Origin of the sequence: Variovorax sp. RO1, from assembly GCF_002849325.1 — a bacterium.
In the GTDB taxonomy this organism is placed as follows: domain Bacteria; phylum Pseudomonadota; class Gammaproteobacteria; order Burkholderiales; family Burkholderiaceae_C; genus Variovorax.
This window is the reverse complement of sequence record NZ_PKMT01000004.1, coordinates 464,575-486,639: the sequence shown is the minus strand read 5'-3', so window position 1 is coordinate 486,639 and position 22,065 is coordinate 464,575. Positions and strand designations below refer to the sequence as shown.

Genomic DNA, 22,065 nt, shown 5'->3' with positions numbered 1-22,065 from the left:
GAGGGGAGGGAGAAAGACATGGGCGGTCTCATGCGCCTGCCGTGTCGTACGGCGCCGTCGGCTTCTCGCCGGCCAGCACCTGCAACAGATTGGTCGTGGCCAGCTCGGCCATCGCATGCCGCGTCTCGTGCGTGGCCGAGCCGATGTGCGGCAGCGGCGTCACACGCGGGTGCATGCGCAGAGGCGACTCGGCCGGCAGCGGTTCCTTCGCGAACACGTCGAGGCCGGCGGCGCGCAAGGTGCCGTGGTCGAGCGCGTCGAGCAGCGCGGCTTCGTTCACGGTGGCGCCACGGCCACCGTTGATGAACGAGGCGCCCGGCTTCATGCGCGCGAAGAAAGCGGCGTCGATCATGCCGCGCGTGGCGTCGGTCAGCGGCAGCATCGCGAGCACGATGTCGGCGCGCGCGAGCAAATCATCGAGCGGCGTGTGCGTGGCACGGCCTTGCAACTCGGGCGCCTGCGTGGCCAGGTCGACCGGGCGGCGCGCGTGGTACAGCACCGGCATGCCGAAGCCCAGCGCGGCACGACGCGCCACGGCCTGGCCGATGCGGCCGAAGCCGAGGATGCCCAGCGTCTTGCCGTGCACGTCGGTGCCGAAGAATTCTTCGCCGATGTTCTTCGTCCAGCGACCTTCGCGCACGAGGTTCGACAGCTCCACCACGCGGCGCTGCGTGGCCATGAGGATCGCGAACACCGTGTCGGCGACCGTCTCGGTGAGCACGTCGGGCGTGTGGCACAGCACGATGCCGCGCTGGTGCAGTTCGGCCAGCGCGTAGTTGTCGAGGCCGACCGACACGCTCGAAATCACTTCGAGCTGCGGCGCCGCATCCAGCAGCGCGGCGTCGACGTTGTAGCTCGAACCGATCAGCCCGTTCGCGGTGGCGAGCGCAGCGGCAAAGGCCTCGGGCGCCTTGCGCGGATCGGCCACGGTGACGTGGTGCGCGGCCTGCAGGCGCGCGAGTTGGTCTTCGGGCAGCGCCCGGAACACCAGCACATTCTTCTTGGTCATCAGAGCCCCGCCTCGTCGAGTTGCGCCCGCGTCGGCAGGCCTTCGGTGTCGCCGAGCACCTGCACGGCGCGCGCGCCGATCCAGGCGCCGCGGCGCACCGCGTCGGGCACGCTCTTGCCTTCGAGCAGCGCGCTCACCACGCCGGCGGCAAAGCCGTCGCCCGCGCCCACGGTGTCGATCACTTCCTTCACCGGGAAGCCGGCTACATGGCCGGTGCCAGCCACGTCGCTGTCGTAGTACGCGCCGGCGGCACCGAGCTTGACGACGACCAGCTTCGCGCCGCGTTCGCGGTAGAACTTCGCGACGTCTTCGGGCTTGTCGTGGCCCGTGAGCAGCAGGCCCTCTTCGATGCCGGGCAGCACCCAGTCGGCCCGTGACGCGAGTTCGTTCACCCAGTGGCGCATGGTCTCGGTGGACGACCACAGCGTGGGCCGCAGGTTGGTATCGAACGAGATGGTGCGGCCGGCCGCGCGCATCACGTCCATGGTCTTGAGCGCAGCCTGCAGGCTGGTCTCGGAGATGGCCGCGAACACGCCGGTGGCATGCAGGTGGCGTGCCGAGCGCAGCCAGGCTTCGTCGACGTCGGCCGGACCCATGTGGCTCGCGGCCGAGCCCTTGCGGTGGTATTCGATCGGCGGGTCGCTGCCGTCGGTGACGCGGCCCTTGAACTGGAAGCCGGTGCGCTGCGTCGCGTCGGTGATCACGTGTGAGCAGTCGATGCATTCGGCGCGCATCGCGGCCAGCAACGCGCGGCCCATCGAATCGGTGCCCAGGCGGCTGGCCCAGCCGACCTTGAGGCCGAGGCGCGACAGGCCGATGGCCACATTGGTCTCGGCGCCGGCGGTGCGCTTGTGGAACGACTGGGCATCTTCCAGCGGGCCGGGCCGGTCGGCCACCAGCAGCAGCATGGCTTCGCCGAACAAGGCGACATCGAAAGCGGTGGGTTCCGTCATGTGTGTGTCCCTACGCCCGTGCGGCGCGGATGAAGTCGATCTGCGTGCGGGTGACGACCAGCAGGTCGTCGCCCACGAGCGGGTATTCGATGGCGTGCGGCACATCGGCCGGCAGTGCGCGCAGCACCGCGCGCCACGGCGCGACCGAATCGCCCATCGGCACCGCCACCCACTTGTGCGGCAGGCGCTGCGCGCCCTTGCAATGCACATAGCGTACGCGATGGCCGAGCGCCTGCGCGGCCTGCAGCGGGCACTCGCCGAGCCAGTGCCAGTTGCCCATGTCGAAGGTCATGCCCAGCGACACGCCGGCGCGGTCGGCCACGTCGAAGAAGGTCTGCAGCGCGGCCAGCGTGCCGGCGCGCACGGTCTGGTCGTTCTCGATCAGCAGCTCGACGCGGGTTTCGGCCAGCGCGACTTTCAGGCCCCAGAGCGAGCCGTGCGACGAGGGCTGGAAATCGCCGATGGCCATCTTGAGCCGCTTCGCGCCCACGCGCGTGGCGGCAGCGATGCCGCGTTGCAGCGCGGCACTGTCGAGCCAGCCGCCTTCGGCCCACAGGCCCTCGGGGCTGGAGTACACGGAAGCAAGACCATTCAATGCCGACAGTTCCGCATCGGCGTCACGCAGCATCTCGCCGCGCACTTCCACCGAATCGGCGCCCGCGGCGCGCGAGAGTTGCGAGCACCAGAGCTGGCCGTGCCGCCCCACCTCGGCCGCACCGAAGGACGACAGAGAAATCAGGACTTCGAAGGCCATCAGTGAGCTTGGTGCGAGCTGAGGATCTGGCCGAGGAACTGGCGCGTGCGCTCGTCCTTGGGGTTGCCGAAGAACTCCTGCGGCGGTGCCTGCTCGACGATCTTGCCGTCGGCCATGAAGATCACGCGGTCGGCCACGCTGCGGGCAAAGCCCATCTCGTGCGTGACGCACAGCATGGTCATGCCGTCTTCGGCCAGGCCGATCATGGTGTCGAGCACTTCCTTGACCATCTCGGGGTCGAGCGCCGACGTGGGCTCGTCGAACAGCATGATCTTGGGCGACATGCACAGCGCGCGCGCAATGGCCACGCGCTGCTGCTGGCCGCCCGAGAGCTGACTCGGGTACTTCCTGGCCTGCTCGGGAATGCGCACGCGCGTGAGGTACTTCATGGCCACCTCTTCCGCCTGCGCCTTGGTCATGCCGCGCGAGCGCATCGGCGCCAGCGTGCAGTTCTCCAGAATGGTGAGGTGCGGGAACAGGTTGAACTGCTGGAACACCATGCCGACTTCGGCACGCACCGCGTCGACGTTCTTGCCGCCCGCCGTGAGGTCGATGCCGTCGACCACGATGCGGCCCTTCTGCACCGTCTCGAGCCGGTTGATGCAGCGGATGAGCGTCGACTTGCCCGAGCCCGAAGGCCCGCAGATCACGATGCGCTCGCCCTGGCGCACCGACAGGTCGATGCCGGTCAACACCTGGAATTCACCGTACCACTTGTTGACCGCTTCCATGCGGATGATCGATTCCGTCGTCATGCCAGGATTCCCTTCAAGCGCTTTCGCTTATTGCATCTTCGGCAGGTCGGCCTGCAGCCACTTTTGATAGAGCTTGTTCAGCTCGCCATTGGCGGTGTTCTTCTGCACGAATTCGTTCACGGCCTTGGTCAGCTCTTCCTGGCCCGGACGCATCGCGATGCCCATCGACTGCTGCACCAGAGTGAACTTGTTCTCGAAGGTGTTGGCCGGCACGCGCTTGGCGATCTGCGCTGCCACGGTGACCGAGCAGCCGATCGCATCGACCTGGCCCGAGATCAGCGCCTGCATGGCAGAGGCGTCGTCGTCGAAGCGGCGGATTTCGGTGCCTTCGGGTGCGGCCTTGGTCACGGCCACGTCTTGCGTCGAAGCGCGGGCCACGCCCACGCGCAGGCCCTTCAGGTCGCCAGCGGCCTTGATCGAGGTCTTGGTCGCGCCGTACAGCACGATGGTCGCGGCTGCGTAGGGCTGCGAGAACTGCACCTGCTTGGCGCGCTCGGGCGTCACGGCCAGCGAAGCCACCAGCAGGTCGACCTTGTTGGTCAGCAGGAAGGGAATGCGGTTCGGGCCGGTGACCGGCACGATGTTGGCCTTGACGCCCCAGTCCTTGGCCAGCAGCTTGGCCACGTCGGCGTCGTAGCCGTCGGGCTGGTTCTTCGCGTCGGTGGTGCCGTAGGGCGGGAAGTCGACCAGCATGCCGATGGTGATCTCGCCCTTCTTCTTGATGTCGGCCACGGTCTGTGCGGACGCGAAGGGAGCGAACACGGTCAGGGCGGCGCCGAGGCCCAGGGCGGCGAGCGCAACGCGGCGGGTGGTGGAACGGGTCATGGGATGTGTCTCCTGAAAAAGAAAGGAAGCGACGAGAAAAACGAGGATCGATCAGCGGGCCAGCGCGAGAGCGCGCTTGCGCTCCATGCGTGCCGCGAGCAGCGACAGCGGCCAGCAGATCACGAAGTAGATGGCGGCCACCACCGAGAACACGATGAGCGGCTGGAAGGTGGCGTTGTTGACGATCTGCCCGGCGCGCGTGATCTCGACGAAACCGATGATGGCCGCGAGCGACGTGCCCTTGATGATCTGCACCAGGTAGCCCACCGTGGGCGCCAGCGCGATCTTGAAAGCCTGCGGCAGCACCACGTCGCGCATGCGCGCCGTGTACTTGAGGTTGAGCGCCTGCGCCGCCTCCCACTGGCCGCGCGGAATCGCCTGGATGCAGCCGCGCCAGATTTCGCCGAGGAAGGCCGCGCTGTTCAGGATGAGCGCCACGCCCGCGGCCACCCACGGGTTGATGTCCAGCCCCAGCACCGGCGCGCCGAAGAACACCAGGAACAGCTGCAGCAGCAGCGGCGTGCCCTGGAAGATCTGGATGAAGGTGGTCGACACGGCGCGCGCCCACGTCGATTCCGACGTGCGCATCAGCGCGATGAGAAGCCCAAGAATAGCGCCGCCCACGAAGGCGATGGCTGACAGCGCGAGCGTCCACTTGGCCGCTTCGAGGATGAAAAGGAATTCGGGAAAACCGAAGGTGCGCATGGTGTGTGCTCCGTCCGTCGTGGTCAGTCAGTTACCGGCGGTCCGGGTAGTTGAGCGTGCGCTTGTAGATCAGCTTGAACATGGCCGAGAAGGCCAGCGCCAGCGCGAGGTAGATGGCAGCAACCACGATGTAGATCTCGAAGCTGCGGAAGGTCTGCGACTGCAGGTTGGCGGCCACCGAGGTCAGGTCGTCGGCCGAGATGACCGACACCACGGCCGAGCTCAGCATCAGCAGGATGAACTGGCTCGTGAGCGCCGGGTAGATCGCCTTCAGCGCAGGCTTGATGATCACGAAGCGGAAGATTTCCCAGGGCTTGAGGTTGAGCGCGCGGCCCGCCTCGATCTGCCCCTTGGGAATCGACTCGATGCCCGCGCGGATGATCTCCGTGGCGTAGGCGCCGAGGTTCACCACCATGGCCACCAGCGCGGCCGTTTGCGGCGACCAGCGCAGGCCGATGGCCGGCAGCGCGAAGAAGAAGAAAAACAACTGCACGATGAACGGCGTGTTGCGGATCACCTCGATGTACGCATTGACGATGAAGCGCAGCCAGCCCGGCCCCGAGGTCTTGCCCCAGGCGCAAAAAATGGCGACCACCAGCCCCAGCAGGGTGGCGATGAGCGAGAGCTGAACCGTGATCCACGTGCCCTTGAGCAACAGCGGCCAGGCGGCAAAGACGGCGTCGAATTGGAACTGGTAGTTCATGGTGGAGCGAGCCCGGAGAAGCCGGGCACGGACCCTGAAAGGAATGCTTGCAGCTTAAATGAAACCGGTTTCAGAGCAATCTAGGGATTCCCCTAGGTGGGCGTTTTGACCCACCCGCCTGCCTACACTGGCGCGATGCCGAACCCCCATGCGGACCCAATTTCCTCCACGGCAAGCACCCCGGCTGACAGCCCCGTCGTGCAGCATTTCCGGCAGGCGCTGCTCTGGCCCTTGCGCCTCGTGCCGGCGCCCGGTGCGGCCCCCTCGCACCACGGCCCCTGGCACGTGCTGCGCGACATGGGCGACGCATCGCCCTGGCGCGAAGAGGTGGACGAATACACCGGCGACAGCGGCCGCTTCCATGAGCGCCACTACAACGAGTTCGTGAGCTTCCTGCCGTATGTGCAGCGCTTCCTGTACGGCGAAGGCCGATCGCGCGGCAGCAACGATGGAACCAGCGACGGCGATTCGCCCATGCGCGTGTTCCGCCGCCGCGACATCGCGTCCGTGCGGCTGGTGGCGCGGCCCGGCGAGGCCCCCGTCACGCTCGACGTGATTCACTGCGACCTGTACTTCTTCTTCGACATCGACGTGGTGCTGCTCAACCTCGAGGTCGGCACCGACCACCTGAGCCTCGCGCAGGCGCAGGACATCCTCTACCGCTTCGGCCGTGCCTACCCTTCAGGCTGGGAGCCCGACGGCGCCGCCCTGCACTGCATGGCCAGCGTCGAGTGGCTGGGCGCCGACGGCCGCGTGCTCGCCGCCTCCGACGCGCAGCAGCGCAACGCCTTCCTGTCGCACGTGGCCCAGCACCGCGCACCGCGCATCGCCGCGCACTGGGCCTACCTGATGCAGCCGCTGGTGAGCGACCATTCGGACGACCCCGGCGTGCTGCGCTACCGCCAGATCGAGTACTACCGCATGCCGGTGATGGCCTACCTGTCGCTCGACGATCCGCGCCGCCTCACGCGCGACGACTTCGTGCGGCTTGCGCTCGTCACAGGCGCGGGCGGGGCCGACGCCCACCTGCCCTACGCAGAGCAGCATCTGGCCGACTTCGAGCACACCTACTGCTACGACCGCTTCTGGGTGAACGCGGGCGCCGCCCCCAACACGCGCTACCTGTGCAACGGCCACGCGCTCATCGTGGTGGGCGACGCGCGCTCCGAGTTCTTCTGCTGCCGCGACCGCGGCGTGCTCGCGCAGTTCAGGCACCAGCACTTCCTGCTGTTCCTCATCGCGCATTTCCAGAAGGCCTCGCTGCTGATGTTCTCGGACCAGCTGGTCGAGGCGCTCAACAAACTCGACATCCGCAACACGCCGAGCGTGAAGCAGTTCAAGCGCGCCATCCGCGCGAGCTTCGAGCGCTTCCTGCGCTTCACGCACCGCTACTGGTTCCACGAAATTTCCGAGCAGGCGCAGGTGCGCGCGCTCTCCCACATGTGCGCCACGCACCTGCGGCTCGACCCGCTGTACGACGAGGTGAAGGCGCGCATCGCCGACATGAACACCTACCTCGACGCCGACAGCCTGCGCCGTCAGGCCAGCACCGTCGTGCGGCTCACGGTGGTCACGCTGTTCGGCCTCATCGGCACCGTGACGACAGGCTTCCTCGGCATGAACCTGCTGGCCGAGGCCGACGCGCCGCTGTGGCGCAAGGCGATCTGGTTCGGCGTGGTGTTCACCTTCACCACCTGGCTCACGATCTACACGATGGTGAAGTCGCAGCGGCTGTCGGACTTCATCGATGCGCTGTCGAACGACAAGCTGAGTTTGCGGGGCAAGCTGGCGGCGCTGGCGCGGGTGTGGCGGGCGGGGGCGGACTGACGCCTCGGCGCCGCGACGCAGGGTCCGTGTGAAGAACTGAGGTCTTTTGCCATCGGAACGATGCGATGCGCACTCGCGCTGCGGCATCGTTGATTCCTACCATGGGCACTCACAAAGAGACCCTGCCTTCGCGGGTCCGACGGAGACAAACCCATGCTTCCACAGCTGTACCGCCATCGCTGGATGGACGAAGACATCGACGCCTTCCGCGAGCAGGCGCGCCGCTACATCGCAGCCGAGCTCTCGCCGCACCTGGACGGCTGGCGCCGCCAGGGTTTCATTCCGCGCGAGGTCTGGCGCCCGTTCGGGGAAATGGGTTTCCTGCTGCCCGAAGTAGACGAGGCCTATGGCGGTGCGGGCGCCTCGCCGGCCTACCAGATGGTGGTGCAGGACGAACTGGCCAAGGCCGAGTTTCCCGCCAACACCGGCGTGCACAACCTCGCCGCGCACTACATCCTCGACTACGGCACCGAGGCGCAAAAGATGCGCTGGCTTCCGAAGCTCGCCAGCGGCGAGATGCTGGCCGGCATCGCGCTCACCGAGCCCGGCTGCGGATCGGACCTGAAGGCGCTGCGCACCCGTGCCCGGCGCGACGGCGACCACTACGTGATCGATGGCGCCAAGACCTTCATCACCAACGGCTTCACGGGCAACCTGCTGGTGGTGGCGGTGCGCACCGGCGAGGCGGGCAGCCGCGGCGTGTCGCTGGTCGTGCTCGAGACCGAGGACCTGCCGGGCTTTCGCGTCGGCCGGCGGCTCGAAAAGCTGGGTCAGCACGCATCGGACACGGCCGAGATCTTCTTCGACGGCGTGCGCGTTCCGGCCGACCACCTGCTCGGCGGCAAGGAGGGCGACGGCTTCATTCAGCTCATGAGCCAGCTGTCGTATGAACGCCTGTTCCTGTGCGTGCCGGCCGCCGCGGTGATCGAGCGCGCGGTGGAGCTGACGGTGGAATACACGCAGCAGCGCAAGGCCTTCGGGCAGACGGTGTTCGACTTTCAGAACACGCGCTTCAAGCTCGCCGAGTGCGCCACCATCGCGCACGTGGTGCGCACCTTCGTCAACGACTGCATCCAGCGCATGGTCGACGGCACGCTCGACCAGGAAGCCGCCTACATGGCCAAGCTGTGGTGCACCGAGCAACAGGGCAAGGTGACCGACGAGTGCCTGCAGCTCTTTGGCGGCTACGGCTACATGGTCGAGTACCCGATCGCGCGGATGTATGCCGATGCGCGCGTGCAGCGCATCTACGGCGGCACCAGCGAGATCATGAAGGACCTGATCGCGCGAAAGCTCGTGGGGTGACACCGGGCCGACACGGGCCGCAGACGCGCGATCTAAGATCGCGCCCACCCTGCTCCATGCCCAAGGCCCGCGAATGCGCATTGCCATCGTCTCCGACATCCACGGAAATCTCCCCGCGCTCGAAGCCGTGGCCGAGGACATCGCCCGCCGCGGCGCGGATGCCATCGTCAATCTGGGCGACAGCCTTTCCGGCCCGTTGATGCCGCTGGAGACCGCGCAGTTCCTGATGGCGCAGGACTGGGTTCAGCTGTCCGGAAACCATGAACGCCAGCTTCTCTCCTTGCCTGCCGGAGGGCGCGGCCCGTCCGACGCGTTCGCGCATGCGCGGCTCGGTGCGAAGGAATTCGAATGGATGGCGTCGCTGGTGCCCCACCTTCGCTTCAGCCCTGAGGTTGTGCTCTGCCATGGCACGCCCGCCAGCGATCTCGAATACTTCCTGGAAACCGTGGAGCCCGCGAATTTCCGTGCGGCCACGCTGCAGGAAATCGATGCGCGCCTCGGCCACGTCGAGGCCGAACTGATCGCGTGCGGCCACACGCATGTGCCGCGCGCGGTGCACGCGTCCAGCGGGCAATTGATCGTCAACCCGGGCAGCGTCGGCCTGCCGGCGTATGCCGACATCCACCCGCATCCGCATGCCGTCGAAACAGGTTCGCCGAATGCACGCTATGCCATCGCCGAGCAGCGCGAGGGTGGCTGGACCGCCCGGCTGGTTTCAGTGCCCTACGACCACACGGCCATGTCGGCGCTGGCGCTGAAGCACGGGCGGCCCGACTGGGCCCATGCTCTGGCGACCGGGCGCATGCCTTAGAGAACGATCTGCGCGCTGTCGACCGCGCGGATCGGCACGCCGAAGCTCGTGATGTCCGCCAGCGTCGCGTTGTGGTGCGCGCGGATGAAGGCGCCCTTGGCATGCGGCTTGTCGTGCGAGGTGTGGGCGTCGGCCGCCAACACCACCTCGTAGCCCAGCGCGGCAGCACGGCGCACGGTGGTGTCGACGCAGAACTCGGACGAATAGCCGCAGACCACCACGCGCCGCACGCCCTGCTCCGTCAGCCAGGCCTCGAGCGGCGTGCGCAGGAACGAATCGGGCGTGGTCTTGCGCAGGCGGGCGTCGGCTGGCGTCACCTGCAAGGCATCGGCCAGCTGCCAGCGTTCGGAATCGAATTCCAGGTCGATGGCGTTCTCGTGTTGGACGAAGGCCACCGGCACGCCAGCCTCGCGGGCCCGTGCCGTGAGGGCGTTGATGCGCCCGATGACCACTTCGGATTCGTACGGCCGGGGCGGATCGTCGCAAAGGCCGCGCTGCATGTCGATGACGAGGATGGCAGTTTTCATGGCAATGAAGGGCTGTAGCCGTGGATCGCCGGAGTATGCCGCCGGCGCGCGGATTGCCCCCGCGCGCCGAATGTTTCTGTCGCTGAAACCATTGAAAGGCCGACTCCCGCTAGTCTCGCGCCTCAAGACCAATACACATCAAGAAGGCTTCCTCATGGCTGACGACTCGGGTTCGCAAGGCGCTTATCTCCCCCGACTGCTGCGCCGCAGTGCGGTGCTTGCCGCGGCGGGTTGCGCCTTCGTGGCCGGCTGCAGCAGCGCCGGCGGCGGGGAAACGCCCTATGAAAAATCGCCGCAGTTCAAGGGCGGCGTGTTCCAGAACATGGCCAACCCCGAACTGCTGCCAGCGGCCAGCACGTGGCGCATCTGGTCGCGCTTCATCGTCGGCAGCAAGGTCGACACCGTGCCGGTCGACCCGATTCCGGTGCGCGCGCTGACGCCCCAGGCGCTCGACGCGCTCGCCACCGACGCCAACCATGTGGTGCGCCTGGGCCACTCGTCGCACCTGCTGAAGCTCAAGGGCAAGTACTGGCTCATCGACCCCGTGTTCAGCGAGCGCGTCTCGCCCTTCACGTGGGTCGGGCCGAAGCGCTTTCACAAGCCGCCGATCCAGCTGGAGCAGCTGCCGCCGATCGAGGCCGTGATTCTTTCGCACGACCACTACGACCACCTGGACGTCGCCACCATCGAGTACCTCGCCACACGCGTGCAGCGCTACTTCGTGCCGCTGGGCATACGCGCCCGGCTCGTCGAGATGGGCGTGCCGGCCGAGCGCGTGACCGAGCTCGACTGGTGGCAGGGCGGCGAGCATGCGGGCGTGAAGCTCACGGCCACGCCCGCGCAGCACTTCTCGGGCCGCGCGGTCACGCTGACCGACCGCGACCGCACCCTGTGGGCCTCGTGGGTGGTGCAAAGCGGCGACCAGCGCATTTTCTACAGCGGCGACTCGGGCTACTTTCCGGGCTTCAAGCAGATCGGCGAACGCTTCGGCGGCTTCGACCTCGCGCTGATGGAAAACGGCGCCTACGACGCCTACTGGCCCGGCGTGCACATGACACCCGAGCAGAGCGTGCAGGCCTTCGAAGACCTGCGCGGCAAGGTGCTCTATTCGGTGCACAACAGCACCTTCGACCTGGCCTTCCACACCTGGCACGACCCGCTGGACCGCATCGCCGACCTGGCGCAGGCAAAGAAGATCGACCTGGCCACGCCGGTGATCGGCGAAGTGCTGACGGTCGGGCAGGCGCGCACCAACGTGCGTTGGTGGGCCGGCCTGAAGTGAGCGCGCCATCCTCCACGCACCGGTGAATATTTCGATTGTTTCTCGCCACTTTTAAAAGGTTTACGGACGGTTAACTGACCATCGGTTCAATCGCCTCACCGCCGCGACGACTCCCTCGAAGGAAGCGCCGGCGGGGAAGCCAGATCGTCTGCAAGGCAGCAGCCACAGGGAGCACGACGACAACAGGAACCGGTGCGACATGAGGCCCCGTCACCGAGGCAGAGGCAACCACCCTTCGGGGGCACTTGGACCGCTGGTTCGAGTGCTTTCGAAGGGTGCGCGCGCACCACGGCGCATGCTTTGCGGCATGAACCACCACGAATGCCGGTAACGCCCCGCAGACCCCCTGCGCGAGGGGTGTCAGGACGCATCGAACCTGTCATCATCGAATTCCGCTCACTGCTTCCGCTCTCGACGATGCCCCTTGCATCCCCGCTCACGAAACGACGCCCGCGCATCTGGCTGCTGGCCATCGTTCTCGGCATGGGCCTCGCCGGCAACGCGCTCGCGACGCACGGCAACCCGCAAGGCAAAGGCCCACGTGTCGGCGTGCTCGTCAGCGATCTGCGCAACCCCTTCTTCGCCTACATCGCCCGCGCGGTGGAGTCGACCCTGAACCAGGAAGGACGCGGCGCCGCGCAGATCACGGTCGTGTCGAGCGGGTTCGATCCGCAGCGCCAGGACGAGCAGTTCAAGGAAATGATCCGCCAGCGCGTGCAGCTCGTGATCGTGACACCCGTCGACTCGACCAGCCTCCACGTCCGCGTCGCGGAGGCGCGCGCGGCCGGCATCAAGGTCGTGGCGGTCGATGCGCTCGTGCAGGGCGCCGATGCAGCCGTGGTGACCGACAGCCGCGCGGCGGGCAAGCTGGCCTGTGAACATCTGGTGCGCACGCTCGGCGGCAAAGGCGAAGTGGGCATCATCGACGGCCCTCCGAACACAGCCGCAGTCGGCCGCGTCAAGGGTTGCCGCGAGGCGTTGGGCGCCGCGCCCGGCGTGCGCGTCGTGCCGATCGCGCTCGGCGGCGGCGCCACCAAGGACGGCGGCGTCGAGCAGATGACGCGACTGCTCGCGCACCATCCGAAGCTGTCGGGCGTGTTTGCGATCAACGACCTGTGCGGCATCGGCGCGGAAATGGCGGCCCGGGTCGCAGGGCGGCGCGACCTCGTCATCACCGCGATGGACGGCTCACCGGAGGTGGTGCAACGCCTGCAAGACCCGGCCACATTGATCGCCGGCAGCGCGACGCAGTCGCCCACGTTGATGGGCCAGCGGGCGGCCGAAATCGGGTTGAAGCTCCTGGCGGGCCAGACACCGCCGCAGCGCGTGCTGCTGTTGCCCTCGAAGCTCGTGACGCGCGAGAACGTCGGCGGCTACGACGGCTGGTAAGCAAGCCCCTCGGCTTGCTTACTTGCCTTCCTGCTCGCGCCGCTCGCGCGCGCGCCGCACCTGACGCGTCTCGTTGGCCTGCGCGATGGCGCGGTCTTTCGCGCGCCGCTTGCCCTGCCGCTTCTCGCGCATGCGGCGCCCCAGGATGTAGCTGCCGAAGCCCGTGACCACGGCGAGGATCACGCCGAGGATGCTGATGTCGATGCCGCCCAGCATCAGAGCACCCGCAGCACGCTCGCCGGCGTGAACCCGAGGTCTGCCACCTTGCCCTTGCGCCCGCGGGTCCCCATCGCGTTGTTGAGCGAGCGGATCTCGAGCGTTTCTTCGCGCTCCTTGCCGCCGCGGGCGACGCCTTCGATGCGCACGCTGCGCGTGTAGGCCACCGCACCGGCCAGCGTGTCCTTGGCCTCCAGGTCGATCAGCGTCAGGCCGCGACCGCCCTTGGGCAGGCTCTTGAGCTCGGCGATGTCGAAGGTCAGGATGCGCTTGCCGCTCGAGGCGCAGGCCACGTGCGTGGCCGCAGGCATCGGCTCGGCGCCGCTCGCACCACCCACCAGCGACGGACGGCACAGCTGCTCGCCCTCGCCCACGTCGATGAAGGCCTTGCCGCCGCGCTGGCGCGACATCATGTTCTCGACGGTGGCCATGAAGCCGTAGCCGCCGGTGTTGGCGAGCAGCACGCAGGCGCCCACCGGGCCCGCGAAGAAGTGCGTGACGTGCGTGCCGGCATCGAGCTCGATGAGCGTGGTGACGGGCTGGCCGTCGCCGCGCGCGCCGGGCAACGAGGCCACGGGCACGGTGTAGACGCGCACGCTCTTGTCCTTGGCGCTGCCGAAGACCAGCAGCGTGTCGACGCTGCGGCATTCGAAGGCGCCGTAGAGCGTGTCGCCCGACTTGAAGCTGTACTCGGGCGCGGTGCCGCCCTTGTCTGCATTCGCGGCGGCTTTCTCGCTGGCCCAGCCCTTCTGCGCGCGCACCCAGCCCTTCTGCGACACGATCACGGTGACGGGCTCGTCGACCACCTTCACTTCGGCCACGGCGCGCTTCTCGGCCTGGATGAGCGTGCGGCGCGGGTCTTCGAAGGTCTTGGCGTCGGCTTCGATTTCCTTGATCAGCAGGCGGCGCAGCGTGGCCGGGCTGGAAAGGATGTCTTCGAGCTTCTTCTGCTCGTCGCGCAGGCCGGCCAGCTCCTGTTCGATCTTGATGGCTTCGAGCCGCGCAAGCTGGCGCAGCCGAATTTCAAGGATGTCCTCGGCCTGGCGGTCGCTGAGGTTGAAGCGCGCAATGAGCGCCGCCTTCGGGTCTTCCGCGGCGCGGATGATGGCAATGACTTCGTCGATGTTCAGCAGCACCAGCTGCCGGCCTTCGAGGATGTGGATGCGGTCCAGCACCTTGTTCAGGCGATGGCGTGAACGCTTCTCGACGGTGATCTCGCGGAACGCGATCCACTCGTTGAGCATCTGGCGCAGCGACTTCTGCGTCGGCTTGCCGTCGATGCCGACCATCGTCAGGTTGATCGACGACGAGGTTTCAAGCGAGGTCTGCGCGAGCAGCGTGGTCGCGAACTCGTCCTGGCTGATGCGCGAGGTCTTGGGCTCGAACACCAGGCGCACGGCGGCGTCCTTGCTCGACTCGTCGCGCACCACGTCGAGCATCGACAGCATGGCGGCCTTCAGCTGGGTCTGGTCGGCGCTCAGCGCCTTCTTGCCGGCCTTGACCTTCGGGTTGGTGATTTCCTCGATTTCTTCGAGCACCTTCTGCGTGCTGACGCCCGGCGGCAGTTCGTTGACCACGAGCTGCCACTGGCCGCGCGCGAGGTCTTCGATCGTCCAGCGCGCGCGCACCTTGAGCGAGCCGCGACCGGTGCGGTACGCATCGGCGATGTCGCTGGCGCCACTGATGATCTGCGCGCCGCCCGGGTAGTCGGGGCCGGGCACGATCGCCAGCAGTTCTTCTTCGCTGAGCTTGCCGTTCGACTTGATCAGCGCGACGCAGGCGTCGGCAATCTCGCGCAGGTTGTGGCTCGGGATTTCGGTGGCCAGGCCCACGGCGATGCCGCTGGCGCCATTGAGCAGCGTGAACGGCAGCCGCGCGGGCAGCAGGCGCGGCTCTTCGGTGCTGCCGTCGTAGTTGGGAATGAAGTCGACCGTGCCTTCGTCGATTTCGTCGAGCAGCAGGCTGGTGATGCGCGCCAGGCGCGCTTCGGTGTAGCGCATGGCCGCGGCGCCGTCGCCGTCGCGGCTGCCGAAGTTGCCCTGGCCGTCGACCAGCGGGTAGCGCTGCGAAAAGTCTTGCGCCATGCGCACCAGCGCGTCGTACGCGGCCTGGTCGCTGTGCGGGTGGAAGCGGCCGAGCACGTCACCGACGACGCGCGCGCTCTTCACGGGCTTGGCGCCCACGGTGCCGTTGGTGCCGCCGAAGCCCAGGCCCATGCGCGACATCGAGTACAGGATGCGCCGCTGCACCGGCTTCTGGCCGTCGGACACATCGGGCAACGCGCGGCCCTTGACCACGCTCAGGGCGTATTCGAGGTAGGCGGTCTGCGCGTAGTCGGCCAGCGTGAGGGTGGTGTCGCCGTCGGTGGGGCCTGCAAGGTCGAGCGGAGGTTGAGAGTCGTCCATGAAGAAGAGAGAAAGAAAACAGTTGCGTGGGGCTGCGTGCGTGGTGCGCTCAGCCCAAAGTGAAAGAGGGGTGCATCGCGGTCTTCGGCGTCACGACAACGGAGACGGCGGCGAAGCATCGCCTGGCTCGGCCGCACTGGTCGGCACGTCGGACAGTTCGGGCACCTCAGGCATGGTCGGCACGTTGCGCGGCGACTCGGACGGCATGTTCCCGCGGCCGATCGCGCCGCCCTTGGGCACCGACATCTCCATGCGGATGCGCCCCGGCGTCTTGCCGCCACCGCTGCTGCCCGTGCCGCTGCGCAGGTTGCCGCCCACCGTCACGGCCGAGGGCTTCAGGTACGCATACAGCTGCAGCACGGTCTGCACGTAGTTCTGCGTTTCCTTGTAGTTCGGGATCTTGTTGCCCGCGCGCTGCACCGCGCCCTCGCCCGCGTTGTAGGCGGCCAATGCGAGCTCAATCTGGCCCGGGAACATCGCGATCAGGTCGCGCAGGTAGCGCGAGCCGGCGGCGATGTTGATGTGCGGGTCGAACAGCTTTTTCTCGATCGTGCCGCGCTTGTCCGTCGCCACGCCGTAGCGCTGCGCGGTGGCGGGCATGAGCTGCATGAGCCCCATCGCGCCCTTGGGCGAGACGGCCCTGGCGTCGAAGCCCGACTCGGTAGCGACCAGCGCCTGCAGCAGCTCGTAGTCGATGGCGTGCTTGCTCGACGCATCGCGCAGCGCCGACTTGGCGGTCTTGTAGCCGGGTGAGGCCTCGAACATGGCGAGCAGGTTCTGCGACGCCGACGACACCTTGCCGTCGAGCCGACGATTGATGTTGCCTCGGCCCAGCGGCGAAATGCCCTTGGCGGTGTCGAAGCTCTGGCCGCCCTGGAAGAAGATCTTGTAGCGCTCGTCGACCTTCTCGGCCGCGAAGTGCGCCACGCCGTTGCTGTCGATGTAGCCGTAGATGTCGGCGGCGTGCGCGAGCCCCTGCTGCATGCACAGCAGAAGGGCCAACCACAGCGAACGCTTGAGAACCGACATGGCGTGTGAGAAGAAGGAAAGAAAAGGGAAAGCTCAGACGTCGATGTCGACGTCGTCTGCGCGCAATTCCATGAGCTCGCGCCGCGCCGCCGCTTCGCCCTTGCCCATCAGCTTGGTGATCTCGCCCTGGGTGGACGAAAAGTCGAACCGACCCAATTGGACCTTCATCAGGCGCCGGGTGTCCGGATTGAGCGTGGTTTCCCACAATTGTTCCGCGTTCATTTCGCCCAGGCCCTTGAAGCGGCTGATGTTCCAGGCGCCTTCGCGCACGCCGTCCTTGCGCAGTTTGTCGAGCGTGGCGGTGAGTTCGCCCTCGTCCAGCGCGTAGACCTTGGAGGCCGGCTTCTTGCCGCGCGCGGGCGCATCGACCCGGAACAATGGCGGCTTTGCGACATACACGTGACCGGCTTCGATGAGCTTGGGAAAGTGCCGGAAGAACAGCGTGAGCAGCAGCACCTGGATGTGCGAGCCGTCCACGTCGGCATCCGACAGGATGCAGATCTTGCCGTAGCGCAGGCCGCTCATGTCGGGCGTGTCAGTAGGTCCGTGCGGATCGACGCCCACGGCCACCGAGATGTCGTGGATTTCGGTGTTGGCGAACAGGCGGTCGCGCTCGACTTCCCAGGTGTTGAGCACCTTGCCGCGCAGCGGCAGGATGGCCTGGCTTTCCTTGTCGCGGCCCATCTTGGCGCTGCCGCCGGCGGAGTCGCCCTCGACCAGGAACACTTCGTTGTGGCTGATGTCCTTGCTCTCGCAGTCGGTGAGCTTGCCGGGCAGCACGGCCACGCCGGAGCCCTTGCGCTTCTCGACCTTCTGGCCGGCGCGCTGGCGCGTCTGCGCGGCCTTGATGGCCAGCTCGGCGAGCTTCTTGCCGTAGTCGACGTGCTGGTTGAGCCACAGCTCGAGCGTGGGGCGCACGAAGCTGGACACCAGGCGCACCGCGTCGCGCGAATTCAGGCGTTCCTTGATCTGGCCCTGGAACTGCGGGTCGAGCACCTTGGCGCTGAGCACGTACGAGGCGCGCGCAAACACGTCTTCAGGCAGCAGCTTCACGCCCTTGGGCAGCAGCGAGTGCAGCTCGATGAAGCTCTTCACCGCGGTGAACAGGCCGTCGCGCAGGCCGCTTTCGTGCGTGCCGCCGGCGCTGGTGGGAATCAGGTTGACATAACTCTCGCGCACCGGCTGGCCGTCTTCGGTGAAGGCCACGCACCAGTCGGCGCCCTCGCCTTCGGCGAAGTTGTCGGCGTTCTTGTCGGCATGGCCGCTGCCTTCGAACAGCGGGATCACCGGGTCGCCGTTGAGCGTCTGCATGAGGTAGTCGCTCAGGCCGCCCTTGTAGAGCCACTGCTGGCTTTCCCCGGTCTTCTCGACCGTCAGCGTGACGCTCACGCCGGGCATCAGCACGGCCTTGCTGCGCAGCAGGTGGGTGAGTTCGCCCATGGGCAGCGCGGCGGTCTCGAAGTACTTGGCGTCGGGCCAGGCGCGCACGGTGGTGCCCTGCTTGCGCTCGCCCGCTTCGAGCTTGCGGATTTCGAGTGCCTCGATCACGTCGCCGGCGCTGAAGGCGAGCTTGGCGATCGAGCCTTCGCGGTGCGAGGTCACTTCGAGGCGCTTCGACAGCGCGTTGGTCACCGACACGCCCACGCCGTGCAGGCCGCCCGAGAAGCTGTAAGCGCCGCCCGAGCCCTTGTCGAATTTGCCGCCGGCGTGCAGCCGGGTGAACACCAGCTCGACCACGGGTGCCTTCTCTTCGGGGTGCATGCCGAAGGGAATGCCGCGGCCGTCGTCATCGATGCTGACCGAGCCGTCGGTGTGCAGCGTGACCTTGATCTTCTTGCCGTAGCCCGCCAGCGCTTCGTCGGCGGCGTTGTCGAGCACTTCCTGAATGATGTGCAGGGGGTTGTCGGTCCGGGTGTACATGCCCGGGCGCTGCTTCACGGGCTCGAGGCCCTTGAGCACGCGGATGGAGCCTTCCGAATAGCCGGAAGCGGAATCTGAAGATGTCTTGGGGGAAGTCGCCATGGGGGCGGATTGTAGTCAGTTGGGTTGAAATGACTGGATACCCATACAGGCACCGGCTTCGGTCTTTTCGCACATCAGGCGCTGATTTCTACGGGCGGGCCGAACATCCGCGCGCCCAGGAAGTCGATGAACGCCCGCAGCTTGGGCGACGGATGGCGCCCCGACGGCCAGAGCACGCGGAACGCGATGGTACGGGGCCGCCGCAGGTGGTCGGCCAGCACGGGTTGCAGCGTGCCCTCTGCCAGCGCGGCACGCACGCTGAAGTCGGGCAGGCAGGCGATGCCGCGCCCGCGCAGGGCGAAGCACAGGCGGGTCTCGATGTTGTTGCAGATCATCGAGACCGGCGGGCGCACCTCGCTGCCGTCGGGCCCGGGCGCCAGCGGCCAGACCTCCACCTGGCCGGTCGCCGGGTAGCGGTAGTGCAGGCAGGCGTGCCGGGCCAGATCGTCCGGCGAGGCGGGCGTGCCGTGGCGCGCCAGGTACCCGGGCGAAGCCACGAGCAGTTGCGAGAACTCGCCGAGCTGGCGCGACGACAGCCGTGAATCCGCCGGCTCGCCGGTGCGCACCACGGCGTCGAAGCCTTCCTCGATGACGTCGACGAGGCGGTCGCTGAAGTCGAGGTCGAGCTCGATGGCCGGGTAGGCGGCCATGAAGTCGGCCAGCACCGGCAGCACCAGCGAGCTGACCAGCGGCAGGCTCACGCGCAGCCGCCCGCGCGGCGCCTCTGCGGCGTGCGACAGCTCCTGCTCGGCGGCCTCGATCTCGGCCAGCACGCGGCGGCTGCGCGCCAGGAACAGCGCGCCCTCGGCGGTGAGCGTGATGCTGCGCGTGCTGCGGTGAAACAGGCGCACGGCCAGCCGTTCCTCGAGCCGCGCCACGCGCTTGCCCACGGCCGAGGCCGACACGCCGAGCGCGCGCCCGGCCGCCACGAAGCTGCGGGTTTCAGCGACCTGAACGAAGACGGCAAAGCCGCTGAGGCTGTCCATGGGGAATCTCCATTGCGGACTTTGGTGTCCGCATTGAGTGGAACTGTAGCCGTCTTTATCCGAAGTCGGCTTCTTCCTATCGTGGGCCGCATGACCTTTCTCCCCGAAATTTCCCCCACTTTTGCCCCGGCCTGGCCGGGCCCGGACCCGTCGCGCATCGACGCCGCCATCGACCGCGCGCTCGCCGAGGAGCGATTAGTTGGCGCGGTGGTGCTGGTGCGCCACGGCGGGCGCCTCGTCCACCGGCGCGCCGCCGGGCTGGCCGACCGCGAAGCCGGCCTGCCGATGCGCGAGGACGCGCTGTTCCGGCTGGCCTCGGTGTCCAAGCCCATCGTCTCGACCGCCGCGATGGTGCTCGTGGACCAGGGCCGCCTGGGCCTGGACGACCCGGTGACGCGCTGGCTGCCGGACTTCCGCCCTCGCTTGCCTGATAGCACCGACGAAGCCGTCATCACATTGCGGCAGTTGCTGACCCACACAGCCGGGCTGGGCTACCGCTTCTTCGAAAGTTCGGACGACGGCCCGTACGCGCGCGCCGGCGTGTCCGACGGCATGGACCGCGACGACGGACTCACGCTGGCTGGCAATCTGCAGCGCCTGGCGGGCGTGCCGCTGCTGTATCCACCCGGCACAGGCTGGCTCTATTCGCTGGCCATCGACGCGGTCGGCGCGGTGGTCGAGGCCGCCAGCGGCCTGCCGCTACCCGAGGCGGTGCGCACGCTGGTGACCGTGCCGCTGCAGATGCACAACACGGGCTTCGCCGCCGCACCCGGCGACCCGCGGCTCGCCACGCCCTACGTGAACGGACCCGGCGCCACGCCGCCGCAGCGCATGGACGGCCCCGTCGTCGCCACGCCGTTCGAGGGCGCCGTCGGCATCCGCTTCGACCCGGCACGCGCCTTCGACGCCAGCGCCTGGCCCTCGGGCGGCGCCGGCATGGTCGGCAGCGCGGGCGACTTCTTGCGCCTGCTCGAGACGCTGCGCACCGGTGGCGCCCCGCTGCTGCGCGCCGCCACCGTCGACGCGATGGGCCGCAACCACACGGGCGACCGGGGCCCGGCGGATGCGCCGGGCTGGGGCTTCGGCCTGGGCTTCTCGGTGCTGCACGACCCGCAGCCCACGCAGACGCCCGAATCGCCCGGCACCTGGCGCTGGGGCGGCGCCTACGGCCACGCCTGGTTCGTCGACCGGGCGCGCGGGCTCAGCGTGGTGGCCTTCACGAACACGCTCTACGAAGGCATGTCGGGCCGCTTCGTCACCGACCTGCGGGATGCCGTCTATGCGTGACACGACCTCTTCTTCCCGGCTGCCCCTGTCCGGCCTGCTGGCACTGGCAGCCGGCGGCTTCATCACCATCCTCACCGAGGCGATGCCGGCCGGCCTGCTGCCGCAGATCGGCGCCGACCTGGGCGTTGCGCCCGCGCTGGTCGGCCAGCTCGTCACCGTGTACGCGCTGGGCTCGCTGGTGGCGGCCATTCCGCTGGTGGCCTTCACGCGCGGCTGGCGGCGCCGGCCGCTGCTGATGGGCGCCATCGGCGGCTTCGCGGTGGTCAACACGGTGACGGCGCTGTCGCACGACTACACGCTGACGCTGGTCGCGCGCTTCTTCGCCGGCGTCTTCGCGGGCCTGCTGTGGGCGCTGCTGGCCGGGCATGCCGCGCGCATGGTGACGCCGTCGCAGCAGGGCCGCGCCATTGCCGTGGCGATGCTGGGCGCGCCGCTGGCGCTGTCGCTGGGCATTCCGGCGGGCACGCTGCTGGGCGCGAGCGTCGGCTGGCGGCCGGCCTTTTTGATCATGTCGGCGCTGTCGGTGCTGCTGCTCGGCTGGGTGCGCTGGCAGGTGCCCGACTTCCCGGGCCAGGCCGCCGGACGCCAGCAAAGCGTGCGCCGCGTGTTCCTGCTGCCGGGCGTGCGGCCGGTGCTGGCCGTGATGTTCGCCTTCGTGCTGGCGCACAACATCCTCTACACCTACATCGCGCCCTTCCTGGCGCACGCCGGGCTCGGCGCACAGGTCGGACGGGTGCTGCTGGTCTTCGGCGCGGCCTCGCTGGGCGGCATCTGGCTCACGGGCGTGCTGATCGACCGCTGGCTGCGCGTGCTGGTGCTGGCCGGCACGGCGGCCTTCGCGCTGGCGGCGCTGATGCTCGCCGCAGCAGGCGGATCGGCGGCGGGCGTGTACCTCGCGGTCGCAGTCTGGGGCCTGGCCTTCGGCGGCGCGGCAACGCTGTTCCAGACCGCCTCGGCCCAGGCGGCCGGCGATGCGGCGGACGTGGCGCAGTCGATGGTGGTGACCACCTGGAACCTCGCCATCGCGGGCGGCGGGCTGGTGGGCGGCCTGCTGCTGCAGGGCGGCGGCGCGGGCAGCCTGCCCTGGGCGCTACTTGCGTTGCTGGTGCCGGGGCTGGTGCTGGCATGGCGGGCCTGCGAGCACGGCTTTCCGGGCGTGCGCGGCGCGGCAACGGCGCCGGCGCGCTGACAACACGCTGAAGGCAGGCCGCGCGCCTGCCTTCTTTCTTTGATGCCGTCCGCGCATCGAAACCGCGCCCACAAATCATCAATGGC

The 22,065-nt window shown here is 68.1% G+C and carries 20 protein-coding genes; 7 read left to right on the top strand and 13 right to left on the bottom strand.

Annotated elements, in window-relative coordinates:
- Window positions 1-28: 28 nt before the first annotated feature.
- From CY658_RS22705 to CY658_RS22675, 7 genes are read right to left on the bottom strand one after another with little or no spacing between them, the layout of a single operon-like run.
- Window positions 29-1,009: a 2-hydroxyacid dehydrogenase gene (locus CY658_RS22705; protein WP_101492324.1), complete on the bottom strand. Its 981-nt coding sequence runs from the start codon at window positions 1,007-1,009 to the stop codon at window positions 29-31.
- On the bottom strand, window positions 1,009-1,962 hold the full coding sequence (locus CY658_RS22700) for a sugar kinase (protein ID WP_101492323.1): 954 nt from the start codon (window positions 1,960-1,962) through the stop codon (window positions 1,009-1,011). Before CY658_RS22700 ends, CY658_RS22705 begins: the two co-directional genes overlap by 1 nt.
- A gap of 10 nt (window positions 1,963-1,972) precedes the next feature.
- Entirely contained in the window at window positions 1,973-2,716 is a 744-nt protein-coding gene (locus tag CY658_RS22695) for a sugar phosphate isomerase/epimerase family protein (protein ID WP_101492322.1), read from the bottom strand.
- Complete coding sequence (locus CY658_RS22690; protein WP_101492321.1) at window positions 2,716-3,471, bottom strand: amino acid ABC transporter ATP-binding protein; 756 nt, start codon at window positions 3,469-3,471, stop codon at window positions 2,716-2,718. Before CY658_RS22690 ends, CY658_RS22695 begins: the two co-directional genes overlap by 1 nt.
- A 27-nt stretch (window positions 3,472-3,498) precedes the next feature.
- Window positions 3,499-4,296: a transporter substrate-binding domain-containing protein gene (locus tag CY658_RS22685; protein WP_101492320.1), complete on the bottom strand. Its 798-nt coding sequence runs from the start codon at window positions 4,294-4,296 to the stop codon at window positions 3,499-3,501.
- Between the two features lie 51 nt (window positions 4,297-4,347).
- Complete coding sequence (locus CY658_RS22680; protein WP_101492319.1) at window positions 4,348-5,001, bottom strand: amino acid ABC transporter permease; 654 nt, start codon at window positions 4,999-5,001, stop codon at window positions 4,348-4,350.
- Between the two features lie 31 nt (window positions 5,002-5,032).
- Window positions 5,033-5,704 (bottom strand): amino acid ABC transporter permease, encoded by a 672-nt coding sequence (locus tag CY658_RS22675; RefSeq protein WP_101492318.1) that lies wholly within the window; start codon window positions 5,702-5,704, stop codon window positions 5,033-5,035.
- A gap of 135 nt (window positions 5,705-5,839) precedes the next feature.
- On the opposite strand from CY658_RS22675, the gene CY658_RS22670 reads away from it, so the two are divergent.
- From CY658_RS22670 to CY658_RS22660, 3 genes are all read left to right on the top strand, one after another.
- Window positions 5,840-7,531 carry a hypothetical protein gene (locus CY658_RS22670; RefSeq protein WP_101492317.1) on the top strand — a complete coding sequence of 564 codons (1,692 nt, stop codon included), beginning with the start codon at window positions 5,840-5,842 and terminating at the stop codon, window positions 7,529-7,531.
- Window positions 7,532-7,684: 153 nt separating this feature from the next.
- Window positions 7,685-8,836 (top strand): acyl-CoA dehydrogenase family protein, encoded by a 1,152-nt coding sequence (locus tag CY658_RS22665; RefSeq protein WP_101492316.1) that lies wholly within the window; start codon window positions 7,685-7,687, stop codon window positions 8,834-8,836.
- Between the two features lie 73 nt (window positions 8,837-8,909).
- The gene (locus tag CY658_RS22660; protein ID WP_101492315.1) at window positions 8,910-9,647 is read left to right on the top strand and encodes a metallophosphoesterase family protein; all 738 of its coding nucleotides are present in this window, start codon (window positions 8,910-8,912) and stop codon (window positions 9,645-9,647) included.
- Here the strand turns inward: CY658_RS22660 and CY658_RS22655 are convergent.
- Window positions 9,644-10,174, bottom strand: coding sequence for a cysteine hydrolase family protein (locus CY658_RS22655; RefSeq protein WP_101492314.1), 531 nt, complete (start codon window positions 10,172-10,174; stop codon window positions 9,644-9,646). The two genes, CY658_RS22660 and CY658_RS22655, sit on opposite strands and share 4 nt — an antisense overlap.
- 154 nt (window positions 10,175-10,328) lie before the next feature.
- Between CY658_RS22655 and CY658_RS22650 the strand changes: the two genes are divergently transcribed.
- Together CY658_RS22650 and CY658_RS22645 are read left to right on the top strand one after the other, a co-directional pair.
- Complete coding sequence (locus tag CY658_RS22650) at window positions 10,329-11,456, top strand: MBL fold metallo-hydrolase (RefSeq protein WP_101492313.1); 1,128 nt, start codon at window positions 10,329-10,331, stop codon at window positions 11,454-11,456.
- 417 nt (window positions 11,457-11,873) lie between these two features.
- Window positions 11,874-12,845 carry an ABC transporter substrate-binding protein gene (locus CY658_RS22645; protein ID WP_180839020.1) on the top strand — a complete coding sequence of 324 codons (972 nt, stop codon included), beginning with the start codon at window positions 11,874-11,876 and terminating at the stop codon, window positions 12,843-12,845.
- 18 nt (window positions 12,846-12,863) lie between these two features.
- On the opposite strand, the gene CY658_RS22640 is transcribed toward CY658_RS22645, so the two are convergent.
- From CY658_RS22640 to CY658_RS22620, 5 genes are all read right to left on the bottom strand, one after another.
- Window positions 12,864-13,061 (bottom strand): hypothetical protein, encoded by a 198-nt coding sequence (locus CY658_RS22640; RefSeq protein ID WP_225617000.1) that lies wholly within the window; start codon window positions 13,059-13,061, stop codon window positions 12,864-12,866.
- Window positions 13,061-15,466, bottom strand: coding sequence for a DNA topoisomerase IV subunit A (gene parC / locus CY658_RS22635; protein ID WP_101492311.1), 2,406 nt, complete (start codon window positions 15,464-15,466; stop codon window positions 13,061-13,063). Before parC ends, CY658_RS22640 begins: the two co-directional genes overlap by 1 nt.
- Before the next feature lie 90 nt (window positions 15,467-15,556).
- Entirely contained in the window at window positions 15,557-16,495 is a 939-nt protein-coding gene (locus tag CY658_RS22630; RefSeq protein WP_101492310.1) for a lytic transglycosylase domain-containing protein, read from the bottom strand.
- 33 nt (window positions 16,496-16,528) lie between these two features.
- Window positions 16,529-18,517 carry a DNA topoisomerase IV subunit B gene (locus CY658_RS22625; protein WP_101492309.1) on the bottom strand — a complete coding sequence of 663 codons (1,989 nt, stop codon included), beginning with the start codon at window positions 18,515-18,517 and terminating at the stop codon, window positions 16,529-16,531.
- Between the two features lie 74 nt (window positions 18,518-18,591).
- The gene (locus CY658_RS22620) at window positions 18,592-19,503 is read right to left on the bottom strand and encodes a LysR family transcriptional regulator (protein ID WP_101492308.1); all 912 of its coding nucleotides are present in this window, start codon (window positions 19,501-19,503) and stop codon (window positions 18,592-18,594) included.
- Between the two features lie 90 nt (window positions 19,504-19,593).
- Here CY658_RS22620 and CY658_RS22615 point away from each other — a divergent pair, with 90 nt between their 5' ends.
- Both CY658_RS22615 and CY658_RS22610 read left to right on the top strand, forming a co-directional pair.
- Window positions 19,594-20,790 carry a serine hydrolase domain-containing protein gene (locus CY658_RS22615; RefSeq protein WP_101492307.1) on the top strand — a complete coding sequence of 399 codons (1,197 nt, stop codon included), beginning with the start codon at window positions 19,594-19,596 and terminating at the stop codon, window positions 20,788-20,790.
- A complete protein-coding gene (locus CY658_RS22610) occupies window positions 20,783-21,979 on the top strand; it encodes an MFS transporter (protein WP_257884963.1) in 1,197 nt (398 codons plus the stop codon). The genes CY658_RS22615 and CY658_RS22610 overlap by 8 nt, the downstream gene beginning before the upstream one ends.
- Window positions 21,980-22,065 lie beyond the last annotated feature (86 nt).